Source organism: Neisseria sicca VK64, assembly GCF_000260655.1.
GTDB lineage: Bacteria > Pseudomonadota > Gammaproteobacteria > Burkholderiales > Neisseriaceae > Neisseria > Neisseria sicca_B.
The window spans coordinates 1-24,282 of record NZ_AJMT01000098.1; the positions used below are offsets into that span (position 1 = coordinate 1).

The 24,282-nt window shown below is 50.5% G+C and carries 19 protein-coding genes; 13 read left to right on the top strand and 6 right to left on the bottom strand.

The window, feature by feature from the left end:
* On the top strand, positions 1 to 425 hold a 425-nt coding region (locus HMPREF1051_RS06035; RefSeq protein WP_003765872.1), incomplete at its 5' end, for a DUF4189 domain-containing protein.
* Between the two features lie 90 nt (positions 426 to 515).
* Positions 516 to 1,049, top strand: coding sequence for a DUF4189 domain-containing protein (locus HMPREF1051_RS06040; RefSeq protein ID WP_003765851.1), 534 nt, complete (start codon positions 516 to 518; stop codon positions 1,047 to 1,049).
* Positions 1,050 to 1,153: 104 nt separating this feature from the next.
* Here HMPREF1051_RS06040 and HMPREF1051_RS06045 read toward each other — a convergent pair whose 3' ends face one another.
* From HMPREF1051_RS06045 to HMPREF1051_RS06055, 3 genes are all read right to left on the bottom strand, one after another.
* Entirely contained in the window at positions 1,154 to 1,957 is an 804-nt protein-coding gene (locus tag HMPREF1051_RS06045; protein WP_003765838.1) for a glycosyltransferase family 2 protein, read from the bottom strand.
* Between the two features lie 103 nt (positions 1,958 to 2,060).
* Positions 2,061 to 3,254, bottom strand: a complete 1,194-nt coding sequence (locus HMPREF1051_RS06050) for an amino acid aminotransferase (RefSeq protein ID WP_003765870.1) — start codon at positions 3,252 to 3,254, stop codon at positions 2,061 to 2,063.
* Positions 3,255 to 3,359: 105 nt separating this feature from the next.
* On the bottom strand, positions 3,360 to 3,770 hold the full coding sequence (locus HMPREF1051_RS06055) for a YqaA family protein (RefSeq protein ID WP_003765857.1): 411 nt from the start codon (positions 3,768 to 3,770) through the stop codon (positions 3,360 to 3,362).
* A 251-nt stretch (positions 3,771 to 4,021) separates the two neighbouring features.
* Here HMPREF1051_RS06055 and HMPREF1051_RS06060 point away from each other — a divergent pair, with 251 nt between their 5' ends.
* The 7 genes from HMPREF1051_RS06060 to nagZ all read left to right on the top strand — a co-directional run bounded on the left by HMPREF1051_RS06060 (position 4,022) and on the right by nagZ (position 13,015).
* A complete protein-coding gene (locus tag HMPREF1051_RS06060; RefSeq protein ID WP_003765849.1) occupies positions 4,022 to 5,245 on the top strand; it encodes a sugar MFS transporter in 1,224 nt (407 codons plus the stop codon).
* A gap of 228 nt (positions 5,246 to 5,473) precedes the next feature.
* Positions 5,474 to 6,106: an alpha/beta fold hydrolase gene (locus HMPREF1051_RS06065; protein ID WP_003765868.1), complete on the top strand. Its 633-nt coding sequence runs from the start codon at positions 5,474 to 5,476 to the stop codon at positions 6,104 to 6,106.
* A gap of 180 nt (positions 6,107 to 6,286) precedes the next feature.
* Positions 6,287 to 7,675 carry a Na+/H+ antiporter NhaC gene (nhaC, locus tag HMPREF1051_RS06070; RefSeq protein WP_003758210.1) on the top strand — a complete coding sequence of 463 codons (1,389 nt, stop codon included), beginning with the start codon at positions 6,287 to 6,289 and terminating at the stop codon, positions 7,673 to 7,675.
* A gap of 114 nt (positions 7,676 to 7,789) precedes the next feature.
* Positions 7,790 to 8,422: an endonuclease III gene (nth, locus tag HMPREF1051_RS06075; RefSeq protein WP_003758214.1), complete on the top strand. Its 633-nt coding sequence runs from the start codon at positions 7,790 to 7,792 to the stop codon at positions 8,420 to 8,422.
* Positions 8,423 to 8,643: 221 nt separating this feature from the next.
* Positions 8,644 to 10,146, top strand: coding sequence for a Do family serine endopeptidase (locus tag HMPREF1051_RS06080; protein WP_036492175.1), 1,503 nt, complete (start codon positions 8,644 to 8,646; stop codon positions 10,144 to 10,146).
* Positions 10,147 to 10,335: 189 nt separating this feature from the next.
* Entirely contained in the window at positions 10,336 to 11,856 is a 1,521-nt protein-coding gene (locus HMPREF1051_RS06085; RefSeq protein ID WP_003765874.1) for a Na+/H+ antiporter NhaC family protein, read from the top strand.
* A 70-nt stretch (positions 11,857 to 11,926) separates the two neighbouring features.
* On the top strand, positions 11,927 to 13,015 hold the full coding sequence (nagZ, locus tag HMPREF1051_RS06090; protein ID WP_036492159.1) for a beta-N-acetylhexosaminidase: 1,089 nt from the start codon (positions 11,927 to 11,929) through the stop codon (positions 13,013 to 13,015).
* A 502-nt stretch (positions 13,016 to 13,517) separates the two neighbouring features.
* Here nagZ and gdhA read toward each other — a convergent pair.
* The gene (gdhA, locus tag HMPREF1051_RS06095; RefSeq protein WP_003765860.1) at positions 13,518 to 14,855 is read right to left on the bottom strand and encodes an NADP-specific glutamate dehydrogenase; all 1,338 of its coding nucleotides are present in this window, start codon (positions 14,853 to 14,855) and stop codon (positions 13,518 to 13,520) included.
* Positions 14,856 to 15,385: 530 nt separating this feature from the next.
* Between gdhA and HMPREF1051_RS06100 the strand changes: the two genes are divergently transcribed.
* Entirely contained in the window at positions 15,386 to 16,180 is a 795-nt protein-coding gene (locus tag HMPREF1051_RS06100; protein WP_003765861.1) for a thymidylate synthase, read from the top strand.
* A 60-nt stretch (positions 16,181 to 16,240) separates the two neighbouring features.
* On the opposite strand, the gene lapB is transcribed toward HMPREF1051_RS06100, so the two are convergent.
* Positions 16,241 to 17,410, bottom strand: a complete 1,170-nt coding sequence (gene lapB, locus HMPREF1051_RS06105; RefSeq protein WP_003765866.1) for a lipopolysaccharide assembly protein LapB — start codon at positions 17,408 to 17,410, stop codon at positions 16,241 to 16,243.
* A 12-nt stretch (positions 17,411 to 17,422) separates the two neighbouring features.
* A complete protein-coding gene (locus tag HMPREF1051_RS06110; RefSeq protein ID WP_003765832.1) occupies positions 17,423 to 17,767 on the bottom strand; it encodes a LapA family protein in 345 nt (114 codons plus the stop codon).
* A 541-nt stretch (positions 17,768 to 18,308) separates the two neighbouring features.
* Between HMPREF1051_RS06110 and ilvE the strand changes: the two genes are divergently transcribed.
* The 3 genes from ilvE to HMPREF1051_RS06125 all read left to right on the top strand — a co-directional run bounded on the left by ilvE (position 18,309) and on the right by HMPREF1051_RS06125 (position 24,224).
* Positions 18,309 to 19,307 carry a branched-chain-amino-acid transaminase gene (gene ilvE / locus HMPREF1051_RS06115; protein ID WP_003765854.1) on the top strand — a complete coding sequence of 333 codons (999 nt, stop codon included), beginning with the start codon at positions 18,309 to 18,311 and terminating at the stop codon, positions 19,305 to 19,307.
* 717 nt (positions 19,308 to 20,024) lie between these two features.
* Entirely contained in the window at positions 20,025 to 22,760 is a 2,736-nt protein-coding gene (locus tag HMPREF1051_RS06120) for a right-handed parallel beta-helix repeat-containing protein (protein ID WP_036492171.1), read from the top strand.
* Positions 22,761 to 22,916: 156 nt separating this feature from the next.
* The gene (locus HMPREF1051_RS06125) at positions 22,917 to 24,224 is read left to right on the top strand and encodes a hypothetical protein (protein ID WP_003765835.1); all 1,308 of its coding nucleotides are present in this window, start codon (positions 22,917 to 22,919) and stop codon (positions 24,222 to 24,224) included.
* Positions 24,225 to 24,282: the final 58 nt, after the last annotated feature.

Below are 24,282 nucleotides of genomic sequence, written 5' to 3' on the forward strand. Positions count from 1 at the left end.
ATGGCGAGTGGATTCATTACAATATCGCACCGCCACAGCCAAGCCGCAGCACCCCGCCTCCTAAAAAAATCATTTACCATGACGTCTTGGTACCTTCTAAATTTGGGGCTTTGGCATACAGTCAAAAAGCCGGGCATATTGCTGGTTCGTTGAATCAGAACTCTTTAGCCGAAGCAAAAAGAGAAGCAGTCAAACATTGCCAGCAAGGCAGTCGCAATACGCCTTGCAAAGCCATCACATGGGTAAGAAACGGCTGTCTCGCAGCTGCAAAAGGAAAAGTGAAAAACAACCTGTTTATTTTAGCCGATGCAGCAGGTCCGCAAGGAGCTGTCGAACAGGAGGCTTTGCAAAAATGCAGAAACAGAGGGGCAACAGAATGCGAAATCATCATGCCCGAAGGCTGCTCCCTGCCCCAATTGCAATAATCAGATTTTATTTAAGAGGTCGTCTGAAAACTATTTTCAGACGACCTCTTCTAAACCAAGTTAAAGATGAGCTGGGAAAAGGATAAATTTATGAAAAGACTGTTTTTGATAGTATTGGGTTTGGTAAGTTTTAATGTTTATGCCAATGGCTGTGGCGGAGAATACCAAGCTGCCACGGGAACCTGCCGTATCATAGACGGAAGCGGTCGGCAAATTTTATACAATGTGCCGCCTCCCCAATCAGGCAACAGCACTCCACCTCCGAAGAAAATCATCTACTACGACGTGAAAGTTCCTTCTAAGTTTGGGGCTTTGGCTTTCAGTGAAAAATCAGGTCATATCGGTGGTTCATTAAATCAAAACTCAAAAGCCGAGGCACAAAATGCAGCCATTAAGCAATGTGAGAAGGGGAGTAGAAATGCCCCATGTAAAGCGATCAGTTGGGTCAGAAACGGCTGTATTGCCGCTGCTTCAGGCAAATTGAAAAACCAAACTAGAGTAATTGGAGGTGCGGCAGAACCCGGACTTGCAGAACAGGCTGCTATTACAAACTGCAAAAATGCAGGAATGACTGAATGCAAAGTTGTAATGCCCGAAGGCTGCTCCCTGCCTCAATTGCAATAATCAAATCCAGCAAAAAGGTCGTCTGAAAACAAGATTTCAGACGACCTTTTTGCTTCAAGCAATGTGATACAACCGTTCGGGCGAGCTTTGGCGTTTATGCCCGCTTATTCGTACTCGGGGTAGAGCGGCATGGTGCCGGCTTCTTCGAAGGTCGAGTGTGCTTTGACTTCTTGCAGGCGGCGGCTGATGCGGCGGGTGACGGCTTCGGCTTCGTTTTGGTGGTCTATGGTCAGTCCGGGGACGGTTTCGCCGAAAAGTTCGGCATCGAGCAGGCGCTCGGCGTGGATGCCGGGGCGGTAGTTGTGTCTGACGGCGGGGTCGCGTTCTTCAAAGAGGTAGCCGACGACGCTGTCGCGGGTCAGTGCGATGCCGAGTGCGGCATCTTCGCCGCCGAAGATTCGGAAGAGTTCGTCTTGCGGAAAGCCGCCGCAGGCGAGAAAGATGCTGCGGCGGAATACGGTGTTGCCGCCGACGGTCATTTGCAGCCGTTCCCATGCGGTGGGGAATTGCGGGTGGTTGAGGTAGTGTTCGGGGAAGCCGATCGGGCGCAATTTGAGGCGGACCAGGCTGAGGTAGGAATAGGCTTCCAAGCCGAGGTAGGCGGCATTGAGGACGTTGTTTTCATAGACGTCGTCGGCGTCGAGGAAGGCGATGAAGTCGGCTTGGCTTTGCATGGCGCCCCAGTTGCGGGCTTTGGCGGCGCCGCCGTTTTCGAGCATGTATTCGCAACGGACTTTGGGATGGATGGCGGCGAGGTCGCTCATGATAAGGCGTGTGTCGTCGATGGAGGCGTCGTCAATCAGCCAGACGTTTTCGACGGCGGGTTGGGAAACGGCGCTCTCGACAGCCGCTTGAAGGGTGGCGGCGGAGTTGTAGCAGGGGATGATGACGTCTAGTGTGGGTCTCATAATGTGATGCTTTAAGGGGTTGTTGGGTCAAACGGTGGGGAAAGGTCGTCTGAAAACGGTATAGTGGGTTTTCAGACGACCTTTTAGTATTGCCTGATGCGGATTACAACACTTTCACGATGCTTTCGCACAGGTAGTCGATGTTGTCATCGGTAATGCCGGCGACGTTGATGCGACCGGAGCGCACGGCGTAGATGGCGAACTCGTTTTTCAGGCGGTCGACTTGTTCGGGCGTGAGGCCGCTGAAGGAGAACATGCCGTTTTGTTCGATGATGAAGTCGAAGTCTTGATTTGCGCCTTTGGCTTTGAGCAGTTCGACGAATTTTTGACGCATGGCTTTGATGCGGCCGCGTATTTCGTCGAGTTCGGCAATCCATTGTACTTTCAAATCCGCGTCTTTCAACACTAAGGCGATGGTGTTCGCGCCGTGTGAGGCGGGGTTGGAGTAGAGGGTGCGGATGATGGTTTTGACTTGGCTGTGGGCACGGGCGGCGGTTGCTTCGTCTTCTGCGACTAAGGTAAATGCGCCGACGCGTTCGTTGTACATGCCGAAGTTTTTGGAATAGGAGCTGGCGATGAGCAATTCTTTGTTGTATTTCAAGAAGGTGCGCAGGCCGTATGCGTCTTCTTCGAGGCCGTTGCCGAAGCCTTGGTAGGCGAAGTCAAACAGGGGCAGCCAGCCTTTTTCGGCGGAGAGTTTGGCGAGGATTTCCCATTGTTCGGGTGTGGGGTCGATACCGGTGGGGTTGTGGCAGCAGCCGTGCAACAGGACGATGTCGCCTTTTTGCGCTTGGCTCAGGTCTTCAATCATGCCGTCCCAGTCTAGGCCGTGTTTGGCGGCGTCGTAGTAGCGGTAGGGCTTGTCTTGGATGCCGACGGCTTTGAAGATGGCGTTGTGGTTAGGCCAAGTGGGGTTGGAAATCCAGACGGTTTGTGCGTTCAACTGGCGTTTGGCGAACTCGGCGGCAATACGCAATGCGCCTGTGCCGCCGAGGCTTTGGGCGGTTTTGGCGCGGCGGCCGGCGATGATTTCGTGGTCTGCGCCGAAAAGAAGGATTTGGGTTTGCTCGTTGTAGTCGGCAACGCCGTCGATGGTGAGGTAGTTTTTGGTGGTTTCGCTCTCGAGCAGGCGTTTTTCGGCTTCTTTGACGGCTTTGACGATGGGGGTCGCGCCGGATGCGTCTTTATAAACGCCGATGCCGAGGTTGACTTTTTCGGGACGGGTTTCGGCTTTGAATGCTTCGCCCAAGCCTAAGATGGGGTCTGCGGGGGCGGCTTCGATGTGCTTGAAGAACATGGTTTCTCGCTTTGCAAAAAAATGAAGGGACGGGATATTTCCTTTGGGATTTTACGCTGTTTCAGGTCGTCTGAAAATGAATGCGGCAGGTTTTGCGCAAATGGTTTACATCATGCCTTTGATGCCGGCGAGGATGATGCCGTAGCGCAGGATTTTTCCGGTCAGGAGCATGAGTGCGGAGGTGTAGGGGTTGAGCCTGAGCCAGCCTGCGGCAATGGGCAGCGCGTCGCCGATGACGGGCAGCCAGGCAAACAAAAGGGGCAGGGTACCCCAGCGTCGGAGCAGGTGCAGGGTCTTTTCAGACGACCTTTTCTTGGACGGAATCAGCCGCCCCATCCAATAGGAAACCATGCTGCCCAAGCCGTTTGCCAGTCCGGCACACAACCACGCGCCGTATGCCTGTTCGGGATAGGTGTAGATAAACGCGGCGAAGGCGGCTTCGGATGTGCCGGGCAGGATGGTGGCGGAGGTAAAGGCGGAGGCGGCGAGTCCGAGATAGGCGTAAATGAGGGGCATGGCGGATAAGTTTGCGTCAGGTCAAAGGTCGTCTGAAATAAGATTTTAAGTCGTTTGCGGGTAGGTTAATTGTAAAATTCAGACGGATTCTGTCTATAAAAATGCGTTATCGGACAGAATCTTGCTGAAACTCTATGTAGTCGGCGTGTTTTCAGTGTTTGCAAGAATGGCAAAAGCCAGTATGATTCGGCCCGTTATTAACGGATATTAACTGTTTATACGGTCAATTCCAATAAATCGAAAGGCAAATCATGTCTACGCCATCACAACAAAACCATAATTCCGCGCTGGTCGTCCTGACCGCGCTCTTCTTCATGATGGGTTTCATTACCTGCATGAACGACATCTTGATTCCGCATCTGCAAAAAATTTTCACGCTGACCAATGTTCAGGCGATGCTGGTTCAGTTCTGTTTCTTTACCGCCTATGCCATCATGTCGATTCCGATGGGGCATCTCGTCGGTAAAATCGGCTATAAAAACGGCGTCATCGGCGGCTTCTTGCTGACCGCCGTCGGATGCTTGTTGTTTTATCCTGCCGCAGACAGCCAATCTTACCCGACTTTCTTGGGCGCGCTCTTCATTCTTGCTTCGGGCGTAACCCTGTTGCAGGTTTCGGGTAATCCGTATGTGACCCTGCTGGCGAAACCGGGCAAAGAATCTGCAACGCTGACTTTGGTGCAGGCATTCAATTCATTGGGTACGACTATTGCTCCGAAAATCGGTGCACTTCTCATTTTTACAGATGCGGCTCAGAAAGCCAGCAAAGCCGAGCAAATTGCTTCCGTCCAAATCCCTTATTTGGGTTTGGCAGGATTGTTGATCCTCCTCGCCGTCTTTGTGAAAATGATCCGTCTGCCCGATGCACGCAAAATTGCCGTTGAGGAAAGCGAACACAACCACGACGGCAAACACAACGTGTGGCAATACAAACACCTTGTTTTCGGTATGGTCGGCATTTTCTGCTACGTTGGCGCGGAAGTATCCATCGGCTCTTTCATGGTCAATATTTTGGGCTTCCTGAAAGGATTGAGCCATGCCGAAGGTGCGGATATGTTGATGTATTACTGGGGTGGTGCCATGGTCGGACGCTTCCTCGGTTCGGCGGTGATGGCTCGAGTCGCGCCAAACCGCTACCTTGCCTTTAATGCCTCAGTTGCCACTGCCTTGCTCGTCATTGCCATCATGGTTGGTAAAGGCAATGCCGACATCGCCATGTGGGCGTTGATTGCCATCGGTTTTTTCAACTCCATCATGTTTCCGACCATCTTCTCGCTGGCGACCAAAAATCTCGGCAAATTCACCAATTCTGCTTCAGGTATTCTTTGTACCGCCATCGTTGGTGGCGCGCTGATTCCCGTCTTGCAAGGTAAGATCGCCGATGATTTCGGTATGATGATTTCTTATGTTGCACCTGCCGTGTGCTACCTCTACATCGTCTTCTTTGCCCTCAAAGGTTATAAAGCCGACGAGTAAGCATGGTTTGAACGGAAGGTCGTCTGAAACTTGGAAATCCAGTTTTCAGACGACCTTTTTTCTTTGGAGCGACTTTTAAACCTGATCCGCCCAAACCGAGGTCGTCTGAAAATACGGCAACAGATTTTAACCGGAGCTTAAACCCGTTTTCAAAAGACAAAATGCGTCCGCAATACGGTCTGACTGACTTATGGCATAATGCTTACGGCAAAAATACAGGAGGTCTTCATGTCGAAAATCATCTTATTACACGGACTGCACATGCACTCTTGGGTGATGAAACCTTTAGCGGATATGCTGGAGAAACAAGGCTTTGACGTTGCCCTGTTCGGTTATTACAGCGTCTGGCACACCATGCCGCAGCACACGCAGGCGTTGGCAGAGTTTGTTGAAAAACACGATACGGGCGAGCCTCTGCATTTTGCCGGACACAGTCTGGGCGGGCTGGTGTTGCGCCATTTTGCCGCCGCCCACCCCGAAAAAATCACCGGCCGCATCGTTACCTTCGGTACGCCCCACCAAGGCAGCAGGGCGGCGCAAAGGGTGTTCCGGCTCGGGTTAAAAACCCCCGTACTCGGCGGCGCTTATCGCGATGCGCTCGACGGCGGCACGCCCGATTTGCCCGAACATATCGAGCTGGGCAGCATCGCCGGCAACAAGCCGCTCGGGCTGGGGCGCGTATTGGGTTTGCACGGCGAACACGACGGTACGGTTTTGGTCAGCGAAACCCGCTGCCCGAATATGCGCGACCACGTTATCTTGCCCGTCAGCCACAGCGGTATGCTGTTTAAACACATTACTGCCGAGCAGACCGCAACATTTTTGCGCAAGGGGCAGTTTAATCATGATAAAAAGAAATAATACGGCTGTATTTTGAAAATAAGGATATTTTATTTTAAAAAATCAAATTTAAAACCATATCGCATCAACTAAAATCCGTTATTACATTCATAAAAAATCACGGGGTCGTCTGCAAAGCGGTTTTTCAGACGACCCCGTGTGCTAAACTTCGTTAAATACACACAAAACAGGCAAAGCAATATGTTTGCATTCAAATCACTGCTCGATATGCCGCGCAAAGAGGCGCTTGCCGTCGTTGCGGCGTTAATCGGAGCGATGGGTTATACCATCATTTCGCTGGGCTGGCTGCCCCATATGTCCATCATCGCCGCCATTACCGTCCTCATCCTCTACGGCCTCGCGCGCGGGTTGAAATATAACGATATGCAAAAAGGCATGGTCGGCGCGGTGGGGCAGGGCATGGGCGCGATTTACCTGTTTTTCTTCATCGGGCTGATGGTCAGCGCGCTGATGATGAGCGGCGCGATTCCGACGCTGATGTATTACGGTTTCGGGCTGATTTCCCCTACTTATTTCTATTTCTCCGCCTTTGCGCTTTGTTCCGTCATCGGCGTGTCCATCGGCAGCAGTTTGACCACTTGCGCCACCGTCGGCGTTGCCTTTATGGGCATGGCGGCGGCGTTTCATGCCGATTTGGCGATGACGGCGGGCGCGATTGTTTCCGGCGCGTTCTTCGGCGACAAAATGTCCCCGCTCTCCGATACCACGGGCATTTCCGCCTCCATCGTCGGCATTGATTTGTTCGAACACATCAAAAACATGATGTACACCACCATTCCCGCGTGGCTCATCAGTGCGGCATTGATGCTGTGGCTCTTGCCCAATGTTGCCGCCCACGATTTGAACAGCGTTGAATCCTTCCGCAGCCAGCTCGAAGCGACGGGCTTGGTGCACGGCTATTCGCTGATTCCGTTTGCGCTATTGGTCGTGCTGGCGCTATTGCGCATCAACGCCGTTGTCGCCATGCTCTTCACCATCCTCGCCGCGCTTGCGGTAACTTATTTCCACAGCACGCCCGACTTGAACCAGCTCGGCGCATGGTTTTACGGCGGCTACAAACTCGAAGGCGAAGCGTTTCAAGACATCGCCAAACTCATTTCGCGCGGCGGTTTGGAAAGCATGTTCTTCACGCAAACCATCGTGATTCTCGGCATGAGTTTGGGCGGATTATTGTTTACGCTCGGCGTGATTCCGTCGCTGCTGGACGCCATCCGCGCGTTCCTGACTACCGCCGGACGTGCCACCTTCAGCGTTGCCGCCACGTCGGTCGGCGTCAATTTCCTCATCGGCGAACAATATTTGAGTATTTTGCTTTCCGGCGAAACCTTCAAACCCGTGTACGACAAGCTCGGACTGCATTCGCGCAACCTTTCGCGCACGCTGGAAGACGCGGGTACGGTCATTAATCCGCTTGTGCCGTGGAGCGTCTGCGGCGTGTTCATCAGCCACGCTCTCGGCGTACCCGTTTGGGAATACCTGCCTTATGCCTTCTTCTGCTATCTGAGCCTGATTTTGACGCTGCTGTTCGGCTGGACAGGTCTGACGTTGAGCAAGAAAGAAACTGCGTAAAGCAGCGGGATAGACGGGTCGTCTGAAAACCTTCGGCATCGGTTTTCAGACGACCTTTTGCGTTATAATCGGGCAAACGATAAAGACACACACACAAATCCTACCCGTACCCCCATGAACAAACAGATCCGCCAAGAAATTTTCGAGCGTTTCCGCGCTGCCAATCCCCATCCGACCACCGAGCTTCATTTCAATTCACCCTTCGAGCTTTTGATTGCCGTTTTGCTGTCGGCGCAGGCGACCGACGTGGGCGTGAATAAGGCGACGGCAAAGCTGTTTCCGGTTGCCAATACGCCGCAGGCGATGCTGGATTTGGGTTTGGACGGCGTGATGGAATACACGAAAACCATCGGGCTTTATAAAACCAAGTCCAAACACATCATGCAGACCTGCCGCATCCTGCTGGAAAAATACAACGGTGAAGTGCCGGAAGACCGCGAGGCTTTGGAATCGTTGCCGGGCGTGGGGCGCAAGACGGCAAACGTGGTGTTGAACACGGCGTTTGGTCATCCCGTCATGGCGGTCGATACGCACATCTTCAGGGTGTCCAACCGTACCAAAATCGCGCCGGGCAAGGATGTGCGCGAGGTGGAGGACAAGCTGATGCGCTTTGTGCCGAAAGAGTTTCTGATGGATGCGCATCATTGGCTGATTCTGCACGGGCGCTACACCTGCAAGGCGCAGAAGCCGCAATGCGGGAAGTGCATCATTAATGATTTGTGCGAGTATGGCGCGAAGTTGATGTAAACATTGATAAATTGTAAACAATCAACAAAACAACCTTTCTATCAGGTTAAAATTTCTGACGGCATTTTTTTATTTAAAATGAAATGCTTGAAAAAATATGGGCAAAAGGTAAAATTCGACCTTATCGGGTTGGAAAACGATAAAAGTTTCAGACGACCCCGGTTTTTAAGATGCAAGAACATAATCCGTTATTCGGAAAAGGAAACGCGGTGCGCGAAAAAATGAAAAAATACAGATACTTTGCTTTGGTAACAGCTTCTGCGCTGGCTTTGGGCGGCTGCGACAAAATCAGCAGCTTCTTCGGCGGCGACAGCAAAAGCGAAGAATTCGTACAGAGAATCGGACCCTCCAAAAATGACGGCAGCGTCGGTATGCTGCTGCCCGATTTCGCACAATTGGTGCAAAACGAAGGTCAGGCGGTGGTCAATATCCAAGCGTCCCCTGCCGGACGTGCCGCAGGCAGCGGGCAGTCTGAAGAGCAGGGCATGGATTTGAGCCAATTCCCTGACAACGACCCGTTTTACGAGTTTTTCAAACGCCTTGTTCCGAATATGCCCGATATGCCGGAAGACCAGTCTGCCGACGAGGATTTAAACTTCGGCTCCGGCTTCATCATCAGTAAAGACGGCTATATCCTGACCAATACCCACGTCGTCGCCGGCATGGGCAATATCAAAGTCCTGCTCAACGACAAACGCGAATACACCGCCAAGCTGATCGGATCGGATACGCAATCCGATGTCGCGCTGCTGAAGATTGATGCTTCGGAAGAGTTGCCCGTCGTCAAAATCGGCAATCCGAAAGATTTGAAACCGGGCGAATGGGTTGCCGCCATCGGTGCGCCGTTCGGCTTTGACAACAGCGTTACTTCAGGCATCGTGTCCGCCAAAGGACGCAGCCTGCCGAACGAAAGCTACACGCCTTTCATCCAAACCGACGTTGCCATCAATCCGGGTAACTCCGGCGGCCCGCTGTTTAACCTGAAAGGTCAGGTAGTCGGCATCAACTCTCAAATTTACAGCCGCAGCGGCGGATTTATGGGCATTTCCTTCGCGATTCCGATTGATGTGGCGATGAATGTTGCCGAGCAGTTGAAAACCAGCGGTAAGGTTCAGCGTGGTCAGTTGGGCGTGATTATTCAGGAAGTGTCTTACGATCTGGCGAAATCATTCGGCTTGGACAAAGCCAGCGGCGCGTTGATTGCCAAAGTGATGCCGAACAGCCCTGCCATGCAGGCAGGATTGCAAGTGGGCGACATCGTCCGCAGCGTCAACGGCGAAGAAGTGCGCGTGTCCAGCGATTTGCCGGTTATGGTCGGCTCGATGCTGCCGGGTAAGGAAGTCACGCTGGAAGTATGGCGCAAAGGCGAGAAGATTAATGTGAAAGTCAAACTCGGCAGCATGGCGGAGCAGAACGAAACGTCTTCACGCGCTACCGAGCAGCCGCAGCAGGCAAATCCGGCGGACGGCTTTACCGTCGATAATACGGGACTGACCCTGCGCGTCGATGAAGGTGCAGGCAAAAGCCGCCTGATTGTTTCCCGCGTCAGCGGAGCGGCGGAACGAGCCGGACTCAAACGCGGCGACGAAATCCTCGCCGTCAGCCAAATCAGCGTCAACGACGAATCGAGCTTCCGCAGCGCGTTGGCAGGTGCAGGCAAAAATGTGCCGCTGCTGGTTCAGCGCGACGGCAATACGCTTTTCCTCGCCCTGACCCTGCAATAAGGTGCAACGCAAGCGCCATTCAATGATAGAATACCCGCCATCCTAAGGTGGCGGGTATTTTGTAATTTTAGCAACTGATTGATTTGTTTGTTTTTTGATGGTTTTGCTCTTTTGGCTTTGTCAACAATCGCATTCAAAGGTCGTCTGAAAACGTTCCGCTCCGATTGACTTCCTATTAATAAAAATATTATGCACCTGATTGATTATTCACATTCGTTTTTATCCGTCGTGCCGCCGTTTTTGGCATTGGCGCTTGCCGTCATCACCCGCCGCGTGCTGCTGTCTTTGGGCATCGGTATCTTGGTCGGCGTTGCCTTTTTGGTCGGCGGCAGCCCGATTGACGGACTGACACACCTGAAAGACATGGTGGTCGGACTGGCTTGGGCAGACGGCGATTGGTCGCTGGGAAAACCTAAAATCCTGATTTTCTTGTTGTTGCTCGGTATTTTCACTTCTCTTTTAACCTTTTCGGGCAGCAATCAGGCGTTTGCCGATTGGGCGAAGCAACACATCAAAGGGCGGCGCGGCGCAAAAATGCTGACTGCCTGTCTCGTATTCGTTACCTTTATCGACGACTATTTCCACAGTCTCGCCGTCGGCGCGATTGCCCGCCCCGTTACCGACAAATTCAAAGTTTCCCGCGCCAAACTCGCGTATATCCTTGACTCTACCGCTGCGCCGATGTGCGTACTGATGCCGGTTTCAAGCTGGGGCGCATCGATTATCGCCACGCTGGCAGGTCTGCTCGTTACCTACCACATCACCGGATACACGCCGATGGGTGTGTTTGTTGCCATGAGCCTGATGAATTATTACGCCCTGTTCGCCCTGATCATGGTGTTTGTCGTCGCTTGGTTTTCTTTCGACATCGGCTCGATGGCGCGCCTTGAAAAAGCGGCATTGCAGGAAACCCATGACGAATCCGCCGGCTCTGACGGCCCTAAAGGCAGGGTTTACGCGCTGATTATCCCTGTTTTGGTGTTGATCGCATCCACCGTTTCCGCCATGATTTACACAGGCGCGCAGGCAAGCGAAACCTTCAGCATTTTGGGCGCGTTTGAAAATACCGATGTAAATACCTCGCTGGTGTTCGGCGGTACTTGCGGCGTACTCGCCGTCGTCCTCTGCACGCTCGGCACCATCAAGGCCGCCGACTATCCCAAAGCCGTCCGTCAGGGCATATCTTCGATGTTCGGCGCGATTACCATCCTGATTCTTGCCTGGCTCATCAGCACCGTCGTCAGCGAAATGCACACCGGCGACTACCTATCCACGCTGGTTGCAGACAACATCCATCCCGGCTTCCTGCCCGTCATCCTCTTCCTGCTTGCCAGCGTGATGGCGTTTGCCACAGGTACAAGCTGGGGCACGTTCGGCATTATGCTGCCGATTGCCGCAGCGATGGCGGTTAAAGTCGATGCATCGTTGGTTATCCCGTGTATGTCCGCCGTGATGGCAGGCGCGGTGTGCGGCGACCACTGTTCGCCCATTTCCGACACCACTATCCTGTCTTCCACCGGTGCGCATTGCAACCACATCGACCACGTTACATCGCAACTGCCTTACGCCCTGACCGTCGCAGGCGCGGCAGCGGCAGGCTACCTCGTGTTGGGTATGACGCAATCGGCTTGGCTGGGCTTTTTTGCCACTGGCGTCGTCATGACCGCCCTCATCTTCATACTGAAAGACAAAAAAGGCAAAGCTGCCTGATGTGTTTTCCCGTTTTCAGACGACCTTCGATACTTTAAGGTCGTCTGAAAACATTTTAAGGAATCCAAAAATGAACGCTCCCCATTCCATCCCGCGCGGCCCCGTTATGGCAGACGTCGCCGCCTACTGTCTCTCCGAAGAAGAAAAACAACGCTTGCTCGACCCGTCTATCGGCGGCGTCATCTTGTTCCGCCGCAACTTCGAAAACGTCGGGCAGCTCAAAGCCCTGGTTCAAGAAATCAAAGCACTGCGCACGCCCGAACTCATCATCGCCGTCGATCACGAAGGCGGCAGAGTGCAACGCTTTATCGAAGGCTTCACCCGACTGCCCGCCATGAATACTTTAGGGCAGATTTGGGATACCGAAGGCGAAGCCGCTGCCAAAGAAAAAGCCGAGCAGGTCGGCTGGGTATTGGCGACGGAACTGACCGCCTGCGGCATAGACCTCTCCTTCACGCCCGTCCTCGACCTCGACTGGGGAACATGTCCCGTCATCGGCAACCGCAGTTTCCACCGCAACGCCGACACCGTAACCCAACTCGCCCTTGCCCTGCAAAAAGGTCTGAACCGGGGCGGCATGAAATCCTGTGGCAAACATTTCCCCGGACACGGATTCGTCGAGGGCGACAGCCATTTGGTGCAACCCGAAGACACGCGCAGCCTTGCCGAACTCGAAGCCGCCGACATGATTCCGTTCCGCGCCTTAAGCGGCGCAGGCATGGCGGCAGTCATGCCCGCCCACGTCGTTTATCCGCAAATTGACGGCAAGCCCGCCGGTTTCTCTGAAAAATGGCTCAAACAAATCCTGCGCCAAGACATTGGATTTAAAGGCGTTATCTTTTCAGACGACCTTACGATGGAAGGCGCAGGCGCAGCGGGTGGCATCAAAGAACGTGCAAACGCTTCCTTTACGGCAGGCTGCGACATCGTCCTCGTCTGCAACCGTCCCGACCTCGTGGACGAACTGCGCGACGGCTTCCAAATCCCCGCCAATCCAGATTTGGCAAACCGCTGGCAATACATGGCGAACACACTGGGCAAAGAAGCCGCCCAAGCCGTGATGCAAACGCCTGATTTCCAAGCCGCCCAAGCCATGACCGCGCAACTTGCCACGCCTAAAGACACCGCCGGCGGCGTGAAAGTCGGCGAAGCGTTTTAAGGGCGTTTGATTTAGAAAGTATGAAAGAAGGTCGTCTGAAAAGCTGAATTGGGCTTTTTCAGACGACCTTTTGTCCGTTTATCGTGGATTAACTTTAAACCAATACGGCGTTGCCTCACCTTAGCTCAAAGAGAACGATTCTCTAAGGTGCTGAAGCACCAGGTGAATCGGTTCCGTACTATAGTGGATTAAAATAAAAATGAGACAAGGCGGCAACGCCCGCCGTGTACGGGTAGTACATAAGGGCGTTGGCAACGCCGTATCATTGCAATTTTAATCCACTATATCTGTACTGTCTGCGGCTTCGTCGCCTTGTCCTGATGTAAATTTAATCCACTATAAAAAACGAGGCAGGTTTGAAATCACATTAAGGTGTGCTTTATTGTGTGTCTGCCTTTGAAGCCGCTATAAGCAGTTCCGAACAGTAAAAAAGGTCGTCTGAAAACCTTGAATTAAGGTTTTCAGACGACCTTTCTACAGCCTAAAGTCAGGACAATGAGACTTACACAATGCCTTGCGCCAGCATCGCATCGGCGACTTTAACGAAACCGGCGATGTTCGCACCGTTGACGTAGTTGGTTTTGCCGTTTTCAGTGCCGTATTTCAGGCAGGATTCGTGGATGCTTTGCATGATGTCGAACAAGCGTTGGTCGACTTCTTCGCGGCTCCAGGCCAGACGGACGGCGTTTTGGCTCATTTCCAAGCCTGAAGTTGCCACGCCGCCGGCGTTGGAGGCTTTGCCCGGTGCATACAGGATGCCCGCTTTGACGAACTGATCGACCGCGCCCAAAGTAGAAGGCATGTTCGCACCTTCGGCAACGACGTAGCAGCCGTTTGCCAACAGGGTTTTGGCGGCTTCTTCGTCCAATTCGTTTTGGGTCGCGCAGGGCAGGGCGACTTCGGCGGCAACGCCCCACGGTTTTTGGTTTTCAAAGTATTTCAAACCTTGTTCTTTTGCATAGGTAGAAACACGTTCGCGGCGGACTTCTTTCAGCTCGATAAGCGCGGCGAGTTGGTCTTCGGTCATGCCGCTGTCGGGGAAGAGGACGAAGCCGTTGGAGTCGGAAACGGTCAGCACTTTCGCGCCCAGCTGGATGGCTTTTTCGGCGGCGTATTGTGCGACGTTGCCGGAGCCGGAAATCAGCACGCGTTTGCCTTCAATCGAATCGCTGCGCGTTTGCAGCATGGATTGGGCGAAGTACACGGTGCCGTAGCCGGTCGCTTCAGGACGGATAAGGCTGCCGCCCCATTCGAGGCCTTTGCCGGTCAGGACGGAGGCAAATTCGTTGCGGATTTTTTTGTATTGTCCGAAGAGGAAACCGATTTCGCGGCCGCCTACGCCGATGTCGCCCGCAGGTACGTCGGTGTTCGGGCCGATGTGGCGGTAGAGTTCGTTCATAAAGGCTTGGCAGAAACGCATCACTTCGGCGTCGGATTTGCCTTTGGGATCGAAGTCGGAACCGCCTTTGCCGCCGCCCATAGGCAGGGTGGTCAGGGCGTTTTTGAACACTTGTTCAAAGGCGAGGAATTTCAATACGCCCAAATCGACGGTCGGGTGGAAGCGCAAGCCGCCTTTGTAAGGACCGATGGCGGAGCTCATTTGAATACGGTAGCCGCGGTTGACTTGGACTTGTCCTTTGTCGTCCACCCAAGTGACGCGGAACATAATGACGCGCTCAGGTTCGACGATGCGTTCAAGCAGGTTTTGTTGGGTGTATTTCGGGTTTTTTGCCAAAAACGGGCCCAAGCTCATGAATACTTCTTCAACCGCTTGGTGAAACGGCTCTTGATTGGGGTTACGTTGTTTGAGGTTGGCAAACAAGGCGTTCAAATCGGTCATTTTATGCTCCCTGTGGATTAGATTGGAAAGGATGATGAATTTGTGGAAAGCAATATAAACCTAATTTTTTTGCCTGCCAAGCGGTTTTGATGAAAATTGTTGACATTATTTTTTTGAGAATTTTATTATTTGGTATATATGGCCAATAAAATACAAAAATATTTTTGAAAATTTCATCATTTTAAAATAAGTTGGTTGTATATTCTAAGTAATTAAACTAGAAATTTAAAACGAGAGAGTGTAAAAAATTCGATTCAACGCAAATTTTCATGTGAAAACGGTCAATATTGTCAACAATTTTACCAAAATTACTCTTGGAAAACAGGATTAGGAAAGAAAATAACACCTTAAAAACGAATTTTGTTTCAGATAGAAAAACGTGTTTCAGGATAATCCATAACGGATAATGCTAAGGTCGTCTGAACCCCGTTTCCAGTTTTCAGACGACCTTGGTTATGCTGTTAATCGACAAATTGCTATACAATACGCACCAAATCATCTCCAACAACACACACCCTTAAAGGATACCAATGAAAGCCTACCTCGATTTAATGCGCCACGTTCTCGAAAACGGTACCGATAAATCCGACCGTACCGGTACAGGCACTCGTTCGGTGTTCGGCTATCAAATGCGCTTCGATTTGAGTCAAGGCTTTCCGCTGCTGACCACCAAAAAGCTGCATTTGCGCTCGATTATCCATGAGCTGCTTTGGTTTCTCAAAGGCGATACCAACATCAAATATTTGAAAGATAATAATGTTTCCATTTGGGACGAATGGGCGGACGAAAACGGCGACTTGGGGCCTGTGTACGGCTACCAATGGCGCAGTTGGCCTGCCCCCGACGGCCGCCATATCGACCAAATTGCCAATGTGGTGGAACAAATCAAGAAAAATCCTGATTCCCGCCGTCTGATTGTGTCGGCATGGAATCCTGCGTTGGTAGACGAAATGGCATTGCCGCCTTGTCATGCGCTGTTTCAGTTTTACGTTGCCAACGGCAAATTGTCCTGCCAGCTTTACCAACGCAGCGCAGACATTTTCCTCGGTGTACCGTTCAACATTGCCAGTTACGCGCTGTTGACCATGATGGTCGCACAAGTCTGCGGGTTGGAGGCGGGCGAATTTATCCATACTTTGGGCGATGCGCATCTGTACAGCAACCATTTCGAACAGGCAAAACTGCAATTGAGCCGTGCCCCCCGCACGCTGCCTGTGATGAAAATCAATCCGGAGGTCAAAGACTTGTTTGCATTCAAGTTTGAAGATTTCGAGTTGGAAAGTTACGACCCGCATCCGCACATCAAGGCTGCCGTGGCGGTGTAGGGCAGGGAATAGATAAAAGGTCGTCTGAAACTTTTCAGACGACCTTTTTGTTGGTTTGTTTCACACTTCGATTTTATTGGGTGTGAAGGTTTCCCATTTGTTACAGGCAGGGCAGTGCCAGAAGAAGACTTGGGATTTGAAGTGGCAGTTGCGGCAGCGGTACATGACGCTGCGTTGGAGTTGGCGGCCGATGACGGAACGCATCATGTCGGCGTCGGCTTTCCATGCGGGATTCATGTCGCTGATTTTCAAACCGAGCAGGCGGTATACGCCGTTGAGGTCGGGTTTTTGACGCACGAGGTCGATGGCAAGTTGGGCGGCTTCGCTTTCACCTTTGAGCAGCAGGGCTTTTTCGTAAATGACGTTGATGAGGTCTAAATCGGGGAAAGTCTGCATATAGCCGATGAGCCGGTTCAGCCCTTCTTCCTGTTTGCCTTGGGCGGAGTAGGCTTCGTAGAGTTTTTCGCCGACCATGCTCAGGTAGGCATGGTTTTGCTGTTCGATGGCGCCGTATGCCTCGACAGCTGCGGGGAAATTGCCCTGTTTGGTTTCGATGTCGCCCAAAATCATGTTGGCGCGGGCGCATTTTTTGTTGGCGTCCAAGGCTTTTTGGACGTTGTAACGGGCGGCGTCAAGATTGGATTTGAACAGCGCGGTTTGGGCAAGTTCGCAATAAAACTGTGCAATTTCAAATTGGTAGGTCTGCTCGTCGTGGCTGAGGAGCTGCGCGGTTTCGATGGCTTTTTCCCAGTCGCGGTCTTGCTGGTAGATGCTGAGCAGGTGCTGACGGGCTTCGCGCGCCATGTTGCCTTCCTGCAAGCCGATGAAGATTTGTTCAGCGCGGTCAACCAAGCCTGCGCTTTGGTAGTTTTGCGCGAGTTCGAACAACACCCGCGCGCGTTTTTCGTTGACGGTATCGGGCGAGTCGAGCAGGGCTTGGTGCATATTGATGGCTTTGTCGTTTTCGCCGCGCTGACGGTAGAGTTTGCCCAAAGTCAGGTTGAGGTCGTAAGACTGCGGCTGCTGGTCGATGACTTCCGCCAGTTCGCGGGCGGCACGGCCGCTGTTGCGGTCAACCAATGCGTCCAGACTTTTGTAAAAGCCGGCAGGCACACTTTTCGCCTGTTTCAACACGGTTTTCATGTCGATACGGGCGGCAAACCAGCCCATGGCGAAGAAGACGGGCAAAAGGGTAATGGGCAGGAGGATGACCCACAATTCGTTGTCCATGTGATTCCTTTTTTAAGGCTTGGGCGTTTGTACGGGTTGTTTGGCAGAGGCAGTCGTTTGCGGCGTGGGTTGCTGCGGTACGGGGGCGGCAAGATCTTTTTCGCTCAAATGCGCGTGTTTTTTGACTTCGGCACGCAGGCGGTTGTTTTCGCTGCGCAGCGCCAAAAGTCTGCCGAACAGGGCAAACATGCCGAACACGATGCCGATGACGAATGCGCCGAAGAGGACGACAATCAGCGGTAAATCGGCTTTCTGACCGGGCAGGTAGTGGAAGGTGACGCTGTCGGTATTGATGACGGCGAGCAGTAAAAACAATAATAAAATGATGACTTTGATAATGGTATAAATCAGTTTCATGGATGTCTCCGGCGGTATGCCTGTCGGAAAGTTTTGAAAAGGTCGTCTGAAAATTCGGTAGGGCGGTCGATAGGGATCCCGTTTCTGAATCCGTTTGCCGCAGATGCGGCTTAGTTTAAACGATTTGGATTGTTTCGGATAGGATGTGCGGCAGTTTTCAGACGACCTTGGGCTTCATTATATAGTGGATTAACTTTAAACCAGTACGGCATTGCCTCGCCTTAGCTCAAAGAGAACGATTCTCTAAGGTGCTGAAGCACCAAGTGAATCGGTTCCGTACTATCTGTGCTGTCTGCGGCTTCGTCGCCTTGTCCTGATTTAAATTTAATCCACTATATATGTAGTACACGGTAGGCATGATTGCTGACAATTCGTATGCGTATCGGAATGGATGGTTTTCCGTATTTCGTTATCAGGCAAGGGCTTGGGCGAAAGCTGTTTGCGAAACAAGTATTCGGACTTGTCAAAACCATCCGTACAGGCGTATCTTTCAACTTTTAATATCTAAACAGAACCAAACAGAATAAGAAAGGCAATCACCATGAGCAGACCCGTACCCGCCGTGTTCGGCAGCGTCTTCCACGCCCAAATGCCCGTTATCGCCCACAAGGACGGCAAATGGCAGCCGACCGAATGGCAAACTTCCTCAGACCTCACCCTCGCGCCCGGCGCGCACGCCCTGCATTACGGCAGCGAATGCTTTGAAGGCTTAAAAGCCTTCCGTCAGGCAAACGGCAAAATCGTCTTGTTCCGCCCGACGGCAAACATCGCCCGTATGCAGCAAAGCGCAGACATTTTGCACCTGCCGCGCCCCGAAACCGAAGCCTATCTGAATGCCCTGATCGAATTGGTCAAACGCGCCGCCGACGAAATTCCCGATGCGCCTGCCGCGCTGTATCTGCGCCCGACGCTCATCGGTACCGACCCCGTTATCGGCAAAGCCGGTTCGCCGTCCGAAACTGCGCTACTCTATATCCTCGCGTCTCCGGTCGGCGACTATTTCAAAGCCGGTTCGCCCGTGAAAATTTTGGTTGAAACCGAGCACATCCGCTGCGCACCGCACATGGGTCGCGTCAAATGCGGCGGCAACTACGCCTCCGCCATGCCTTGGGTACTGAAGGCAAAAGCCGAACATGGTGCAAATCAAGTCCTGTTCTGCCCGAACGGCGACGTACAGGAAACCGGCGCGTCCAACTTTATCCTGATTAAAGGCAACGAAATCATCACCAAACCGTTGACCGACGAATTCCTCCACGGCGTTACCCGCGATTCTGTGCTGACCGTCGCCAAAGACTTGGGCTACACCGTCAGCGAACGCAATTTCACCGTGGACGAACTCAAAGCCGCAGTCGAAGAGGGCGCGGAAGCGATTCTGACCGGCACCGCCGCCGTCATCTCGCCCGTAACCTCTTTTGTCATCGACGGCAAAGAAATCGAAGTGAAGAGCCAAGAACGCGGCTACGCTTTGCGCAAAGCCTTGACCGACATCCAATACGGTTTGGCGGAAGACAAACATGGCTGGTTGGTTGAAGTGTGCTGATTTGATTTCGTATTAATAGAACAGATCCAAAGGTCGTCTGAAAGAAAATTTCTTTTCAGACGACCTTTTTATTTTGTAAACAGATTTTGTCGTGCCATTTGTAAAAAAATATCCCGATGTTTGGTGTGTTGTTGTGAAAAACAGTCACTATTTGAACTAAAAAATAAAAAAATTTTTCTATTTTTCAAATAATTAAAAAATTTTAATATTTGCTAAGTTATGAAAATGTAATTATACCAATTCAATATGCTAGAATCATTTCATTACTCGTTTGGTATATTTGATTGCTGAAAAATGTCGAAAAAAGGGACTTAAATCGACATCGCAGTGAACTAAATAGATACTCTAGAACTCTGATAGACTTAGGTTTTCGTTTTTTAATGTAAAGCAGTGTTTAATATATTAATGTGACATTACAAGATGACTGTTCCAAAGTGAGAGCTTTGGAATGACTTTTACAAGATCATGAAAAGTCGTCTGAATGTTATAGGGATATTTAAGTGCGGTTTTATGTTTAAAAGGCGGAAGGATTAAAAAAAGAGCGTCAGGTTTTGAGGTTTTAGAATGAGTAATAATCGTTACAGCTATTTAAATGACGATGGAAATGATTTCAAATCATTCAAACGACATATAAAAATCGCTGAAAAAGGGTAGGAAAGCATTGCTTTCGTTGCCTCAGACGCAAGTCTGCGGCTTTTAAACTAGGGAAAATATATTATGTCAACTAAAACCACGTACTCTTTCTTCAATCTCGGACAAACAAGAGTTCACACTAAAAGTCAAACTTCTCAATCTAATCATGCAGTAGCCGCAAGCCAAGATCATGCCGGCCATGCTCCTTCTGCATTGAACAAATTGATTTACGACCATTCTTTTGGCGGTCTGAATCTGGCAGCAGCCCTCCCTAAACAATTGAGGGGACAGGATAAAATTTTTGGTCTGCAACATACGCCCTCTGCCGATACTGCCGCAGTCAATACTTCAAAAAATACCAAACCGGTGCCGGTTGCCGACCGCAGTAAATTAACCAGCAAAGAAATGGCCATTATGTCTCAGGTTCTCCGTGCTGATGTCGTTGCACGCAAACAGGCAGAAGCTCAAGCAGCCAAAGAGCAGGTCATGGCAAAATACCAAGCTGCTAGACAGGCCGCTGTTGCCGCCGCCGCTGCAAGACATGCAGAAGCTATGGAAAAGGCAAAAGCCGCTGCTGCAGTACGTCAAGCCGAAGCCTTGGAAAAAGCCAAAGCAGCATCGGCTGCAAGACAGGCTGAAGCGTTAGAAAAATCAAAAGCCGCACATGCAGCCAAACAAGCGGAAATTGCCGCTAAAACCAAAGCAATCCTGGCTGAAAAACAGGCTGCCGAGAAAGCGCAACATACTGAAAATGATGTTGCACACCATCATCAAACCAACGGTAAAGCGGCGCATTCAGCAACAGTGGTAACGGTTGCCCACAAACATGAAGACAATCAGGCTGGTGACAATAAAGAAACGGCTCGACACAATACTTCAAAATCCAATGAAGCCCATACTGCCAGACAGGCCGAACATCAAGCCAATCATCAAGATGAAATAAAAGAAGGGGAGGTTTCCAACTACACCGTTCATCAATCGAAAGAATTTGGCAGATACATCGACGTCAATGATTTTGGCGCAGATCCGACCGGGAAAAAAGACAGCTTGGCAGCCATCAAAGCGGCATTGACTGCGGCACACAAAGAAAAAGCCATGCTGTTCATGGACGGTACTTACTATATTTCCGATCAAATTGTCATCAATGGCAATAATTCAGGGGTCAAAGGTATTTTTGGTTCGGGCATGGGCAAAACGCTGATCACCTTTGATAAAGCGCAGGTCGGTGTGTTTAACCCCAATACCAATCACGATGATATTCGCGCATTTGCCGGTATTTTGGTGGATGGACAAAGCCATAAAACGATTGCGAATCTTTCTGTTAAATATACCAATCCGGACTTTTACCGGAAGGGCTTGAGCTACTTCGGAAAAGTCAGCGGCATTTTGGTCAACGATGCCGACCATACTTTAATCAGCAAAGTCGAGGTATCCGGAGTCAACCGTGCCGGTGTGATGTTTACATCGACTGATGCATTGGTTCGGGAAGCAGGTAAGAGCCAAACTTACAAAGCACGCGTCCAAAGCGGTGAAATCAACGAACAATATGACCATCTGCCTTTGGGTGAGAACAACCGTATTGTCGACTCCTATCTGCACCACAACCGTGTTGCCGGCGCGATGGTCGGATATCAAAAGAACTTTGTCGGCGAAGGCAATAGATTGGAGTGGAACGGTCACGAGGCTGATGGCGGTACAGGTTATGGCATGACTGCCATGGCAGGCAGCTACAACTACGGCATTACTTTCCGCAACAATACGACCGACCATAACTACCGTAAAGGTTTAGATGTGCATGATGGTACCGGTATCGTTATCGAAAACAACGTCTTAAACGGCGACCGTCTGTATGGTATCGCTGCCTACAACCGCCAATTTTCCATGGATAACGTGAAAATTAAAGACAACGTTATTACGCAAGACCCGAATTTCCGTCTTTATATGGATGATGATTTAGGTAGGTATTACCACATGTATTCCGGCATTCAAGTGCAAACCAATACCCAATTGCGCGATTTGCATACGGCGGATAAAGGTTATTACGACATCAGCGGCAATACCATTAAAAATTTGGCAGTGTATCAAAACCACATCCAAACTTATGGCATCGAATTCCGTAACCATGAAAACAAAATGGATTACACGCTGAATATTACCGACAATAAAATCGACGGTGAGTCCACCAAATACCTGATGGCAGTGATTAACAACACATATGATCATGTCAGCAAACACGACGGTATCGGTACGGGCACCATCAATATCAGCGACAATACTGCCAATATCGGAAAAATTGCACCGGGAGCCGTGCCGTTCTATTTTGAAGAACACCGCTCGGATGTCCCCCTGCATGGTTCGATAACGTTAAACAACAACAATATTACCGTTCGAGAAGAGTCGGCCGGTTATCGTGAATTTGCCTATATGCGTACCAATGCCAAAGAGTACAACGTGACCAACAATACGTTGTCCCTCCACGGCAAACTGAACGATGCCATTGTGGATGTCAACAGTACCGGTGACGGCGTAGGAAAAGCCACGTTGAATGTTGCCAACAATACCCTGCATACCGACATCAAAGGCAAACTGTATGCGACTTGGTTGAAACATGAGACAGATATCGATACCTTTGCCGGCAGCAATACCCATAATGGCGACCAATTGAAAGATGTGAATACAACCGGTAAGGACATCGCGCTTTCTGATGTATTGGGTCATGTGCATAACAAAGTTGAAGCAATCCACGATACTGTTTATGCCAACCACCCGAAATATCCGACCATGATTGATGATCAGACTTACCATAACGGCATTTTGTAATGGTATTTAAAAGGTCGTCTGAAACGGTAAATTGCCGTTTCAGACGACCTTTCAGCGTTTTTAGAAACCGAACAATACAATGATGTTGTCACATTAAATTATTTGTGTTAAAAGTCATTTACATTCCCATTGGATTGTTTTTTTAAGGAACAGTAAATGAAAAAGACGTTTTGTCTAGTATTGGCGGCGGCATTTGGTTTGAGCGCATGCAGCAGCCTTGAAAACAAATCTGCCCATGAAATGATGGCAATTTCCCTTGATCGCGTCTATACGGATGATTACAGCTATAACATTGATAGCGAAGTGAAGTTTCATACTTCTACTGCCGAAGCAGGGGTAGCGCCGGAAAGCGAGAAGAAAGCCCGTTTGGAAGAAACAAAGAAGGATCAAGCCGAACTTGACAAACAAGTCAAAGAATTGAACGAAGACGGAATCGAGCTTTCGGAAGAAGATCAGACCAAGCTGAAAGAAGCCTTGCTGGACACCGATAATGATAAATGGTTCCCTGAAATGATCGATAAGTGGCAAGAATATCCGGTTGTCGGACGTTATTTGGAAGGTGTGCGTTTGAAATCGCATATAGCCATTGACCTGCCTGCCAAAAAAGCCGAATGGATTCCCGCTATTTCCATTAACCATCGCAATGAGCAATTGAATATCCAATCTCCCATGCTGATTGATGGTGAAAATCTCAGTTTGACTATTGACCAGCCATTGCTTAGTTCGATGATTATGAGCATCTTTACGAGCGAAGAGATCCGTAAGCGTTTGGCTGAAGAGCAACCCATCAGCATCCAGCTTAAAGATGAAGAGATGGTCAAAGGCATTCCTTTGCATCATGCAGCAAAGGCGGCATTCAAAGCCTATATTGAAGCCAGCAAAGCTGCTCCTGCTGAGGCATACCGCCTTGAAAATATGGATGAATTCGGTAAGCAAAACAAAGCAAAATACCGCATCCATTACACCCATAAAGACGAATATGACCCGCTCTTTATCAACGCTTTCGCTAAAGAATTCAAAAAAGAATTTGATGTTCTGAAGAAAAAACCGGAGGAAGGCTCTACGGCTGAAGGCTACGAGAAAGTTGAAAAATTCTTTGGCGAGTTTATAGATAGTACAAAAGAGAAAGGCCTCTCAATGCACTCCGGCTTTGAAAAGATGGTCGGCATGCCTCTCTATTATGACTACTATCTGAATGGAAAAGGCAGATTGTTGGCAACGCGTATTTATACGCAGGTCAACAGCAAAAGCAACACTCAGGCGTTGAACATCGTTATGGAAAGTATTTACCACAATTACGGCAAACCCGTATTCAAGTTTAAGCCTGCAAGCGAAAAAGTCATCGACATAAAAGAGTTGACAGTACCTATCATATCTGGATTATTGTTGCCATCGGGTTATGACCCAGAGGCAGAAACTGATTCCGAAGAAAATACTGAAGAACATTCAGCAACTGAAGAATAATCATCTGCCGACAGGCCGCCGAGATTCTCGAGCGGCCTGCTTATTGCAAATTTGACAG

Coding starts and splice junctions, on each gene's coding strand:
- HMPREF1051_RS06050 (WP_003765870.1), bottom strand. CDS start 3,254: ATGTTCTTCAAGCACATCGAAGCCGCCCCCGCAGACCCCATCTTAGGC.
- ilvE (WP_003765854.1), top strand. CDS start 18,309: ATGAGCAGACCCGTACCCGCCGTGTTCGGCAGCGTCTTCCACGCCCAA.
- nhaC (WP_003758210.1), top strand. CDS start 6,287: ATGTTTGCATTCAAATCACTGCTCGATATGCCGCGCAAAGAGGCGCTT.
- HMPREF1051_RS06085 (WP_003765874.1), top strand. CDS start 10,336: ATGCACCTGATTGATTATTCACATTCGTTTTTATCCGTCGTGCCGCCG.
- HMPREF1051_RS06040 (WP_003765851.1), top strand. CDS start 516: ATGAAAAGACTGTTTTTGATAGTATTGGGTTTGGTAAGTTTTAATGTT.
- HMPREF1051_RS06045 (WP_003765838.1), bottom strand. CDS start 1,957: ATGAGACCCACACTAGACGTCATCATCCCCTGCTACAACTCCGCCGCC.
- nth (WP_003758214.1), top strand. CDS start 7,790: ATGAACAAACAGATCCGCCAAGAAATTTTCGAGCGTTTCCGCGCTGCC.
- HMPREF1051_RS06080 (WP_036492175.1), top strand. CDS start 8,644: ATGAAAAAATACAGATACTTTGCTTTGGTAACAGCTTCTGCGCTGGCT.
- HMPREF1051_RS06100 (WP_003765861.1), top strand. CDS start 15,386: ATGAAAGCCTACCTCGATTTAATGCGCCACGTTCTCGAAAACGGTACC.
- HMPREF1051_RS06120 (WP_036492171.1), top strand. CDS start 20,025: ATGTCAACTAAAACCACGTACTCTTTCTTCAATCTCGGACAAACAAGA.
- HMPREF1051_RS06055 (WP_003765857.1), bottom strand. CDS start 3,770: ATGCCCCTCATTTACGCCTATCTCGGACTCGCCGCCTCCGCCTTTACC.
- gdhA (WP_003765860.1), bottom strand. CDS start 14,855: ATGACCGATTTGAACGCCTTGTTTGCCAACCTCAAACAACGTAACCCC.
- nagZ (WP_036492159.1), top strand. CDS start 11,927: ATGAACGCTCCCCATTCCATCCCGCGCGGCCCCGTTATGGCAGACGTC.
- HMPREF1051_RS06110 (WP_003765832.1), bottom strand. CDS start 17,767: ATGAAACTGATTTATACCATTATCAAAGTCATCATTTTATTATTGTTT.
- HMPREF1051_RS06060 (WP_003765849.1), top strand. CDS start 4,022: ATGTCTACGCCATCACAACAAAACCATAATTCCGCGCTGGTCGTCCTG.
- lapB (WP_003765866.1), bottom strand. CDS start 17,410: ATGGACAACGAATTGTGGGTCATCCTCCTGCCCATTACCCTTTTGCCC.
- HMPREF1051_RS06125 (WP_003765835.1), top strand. CDS start 22,917: ATGAAAAAGACGTTTTGTCTAGTATTGGCGGCGGCATTTGGTTTGAGC.
- HMPREF1051_RS06065 (WP_003765868.1), top strand. CDS start 5,474: ATGTCGAAAATCATCTTATTACACGGACTGCACATGCACTCTTGGGTG.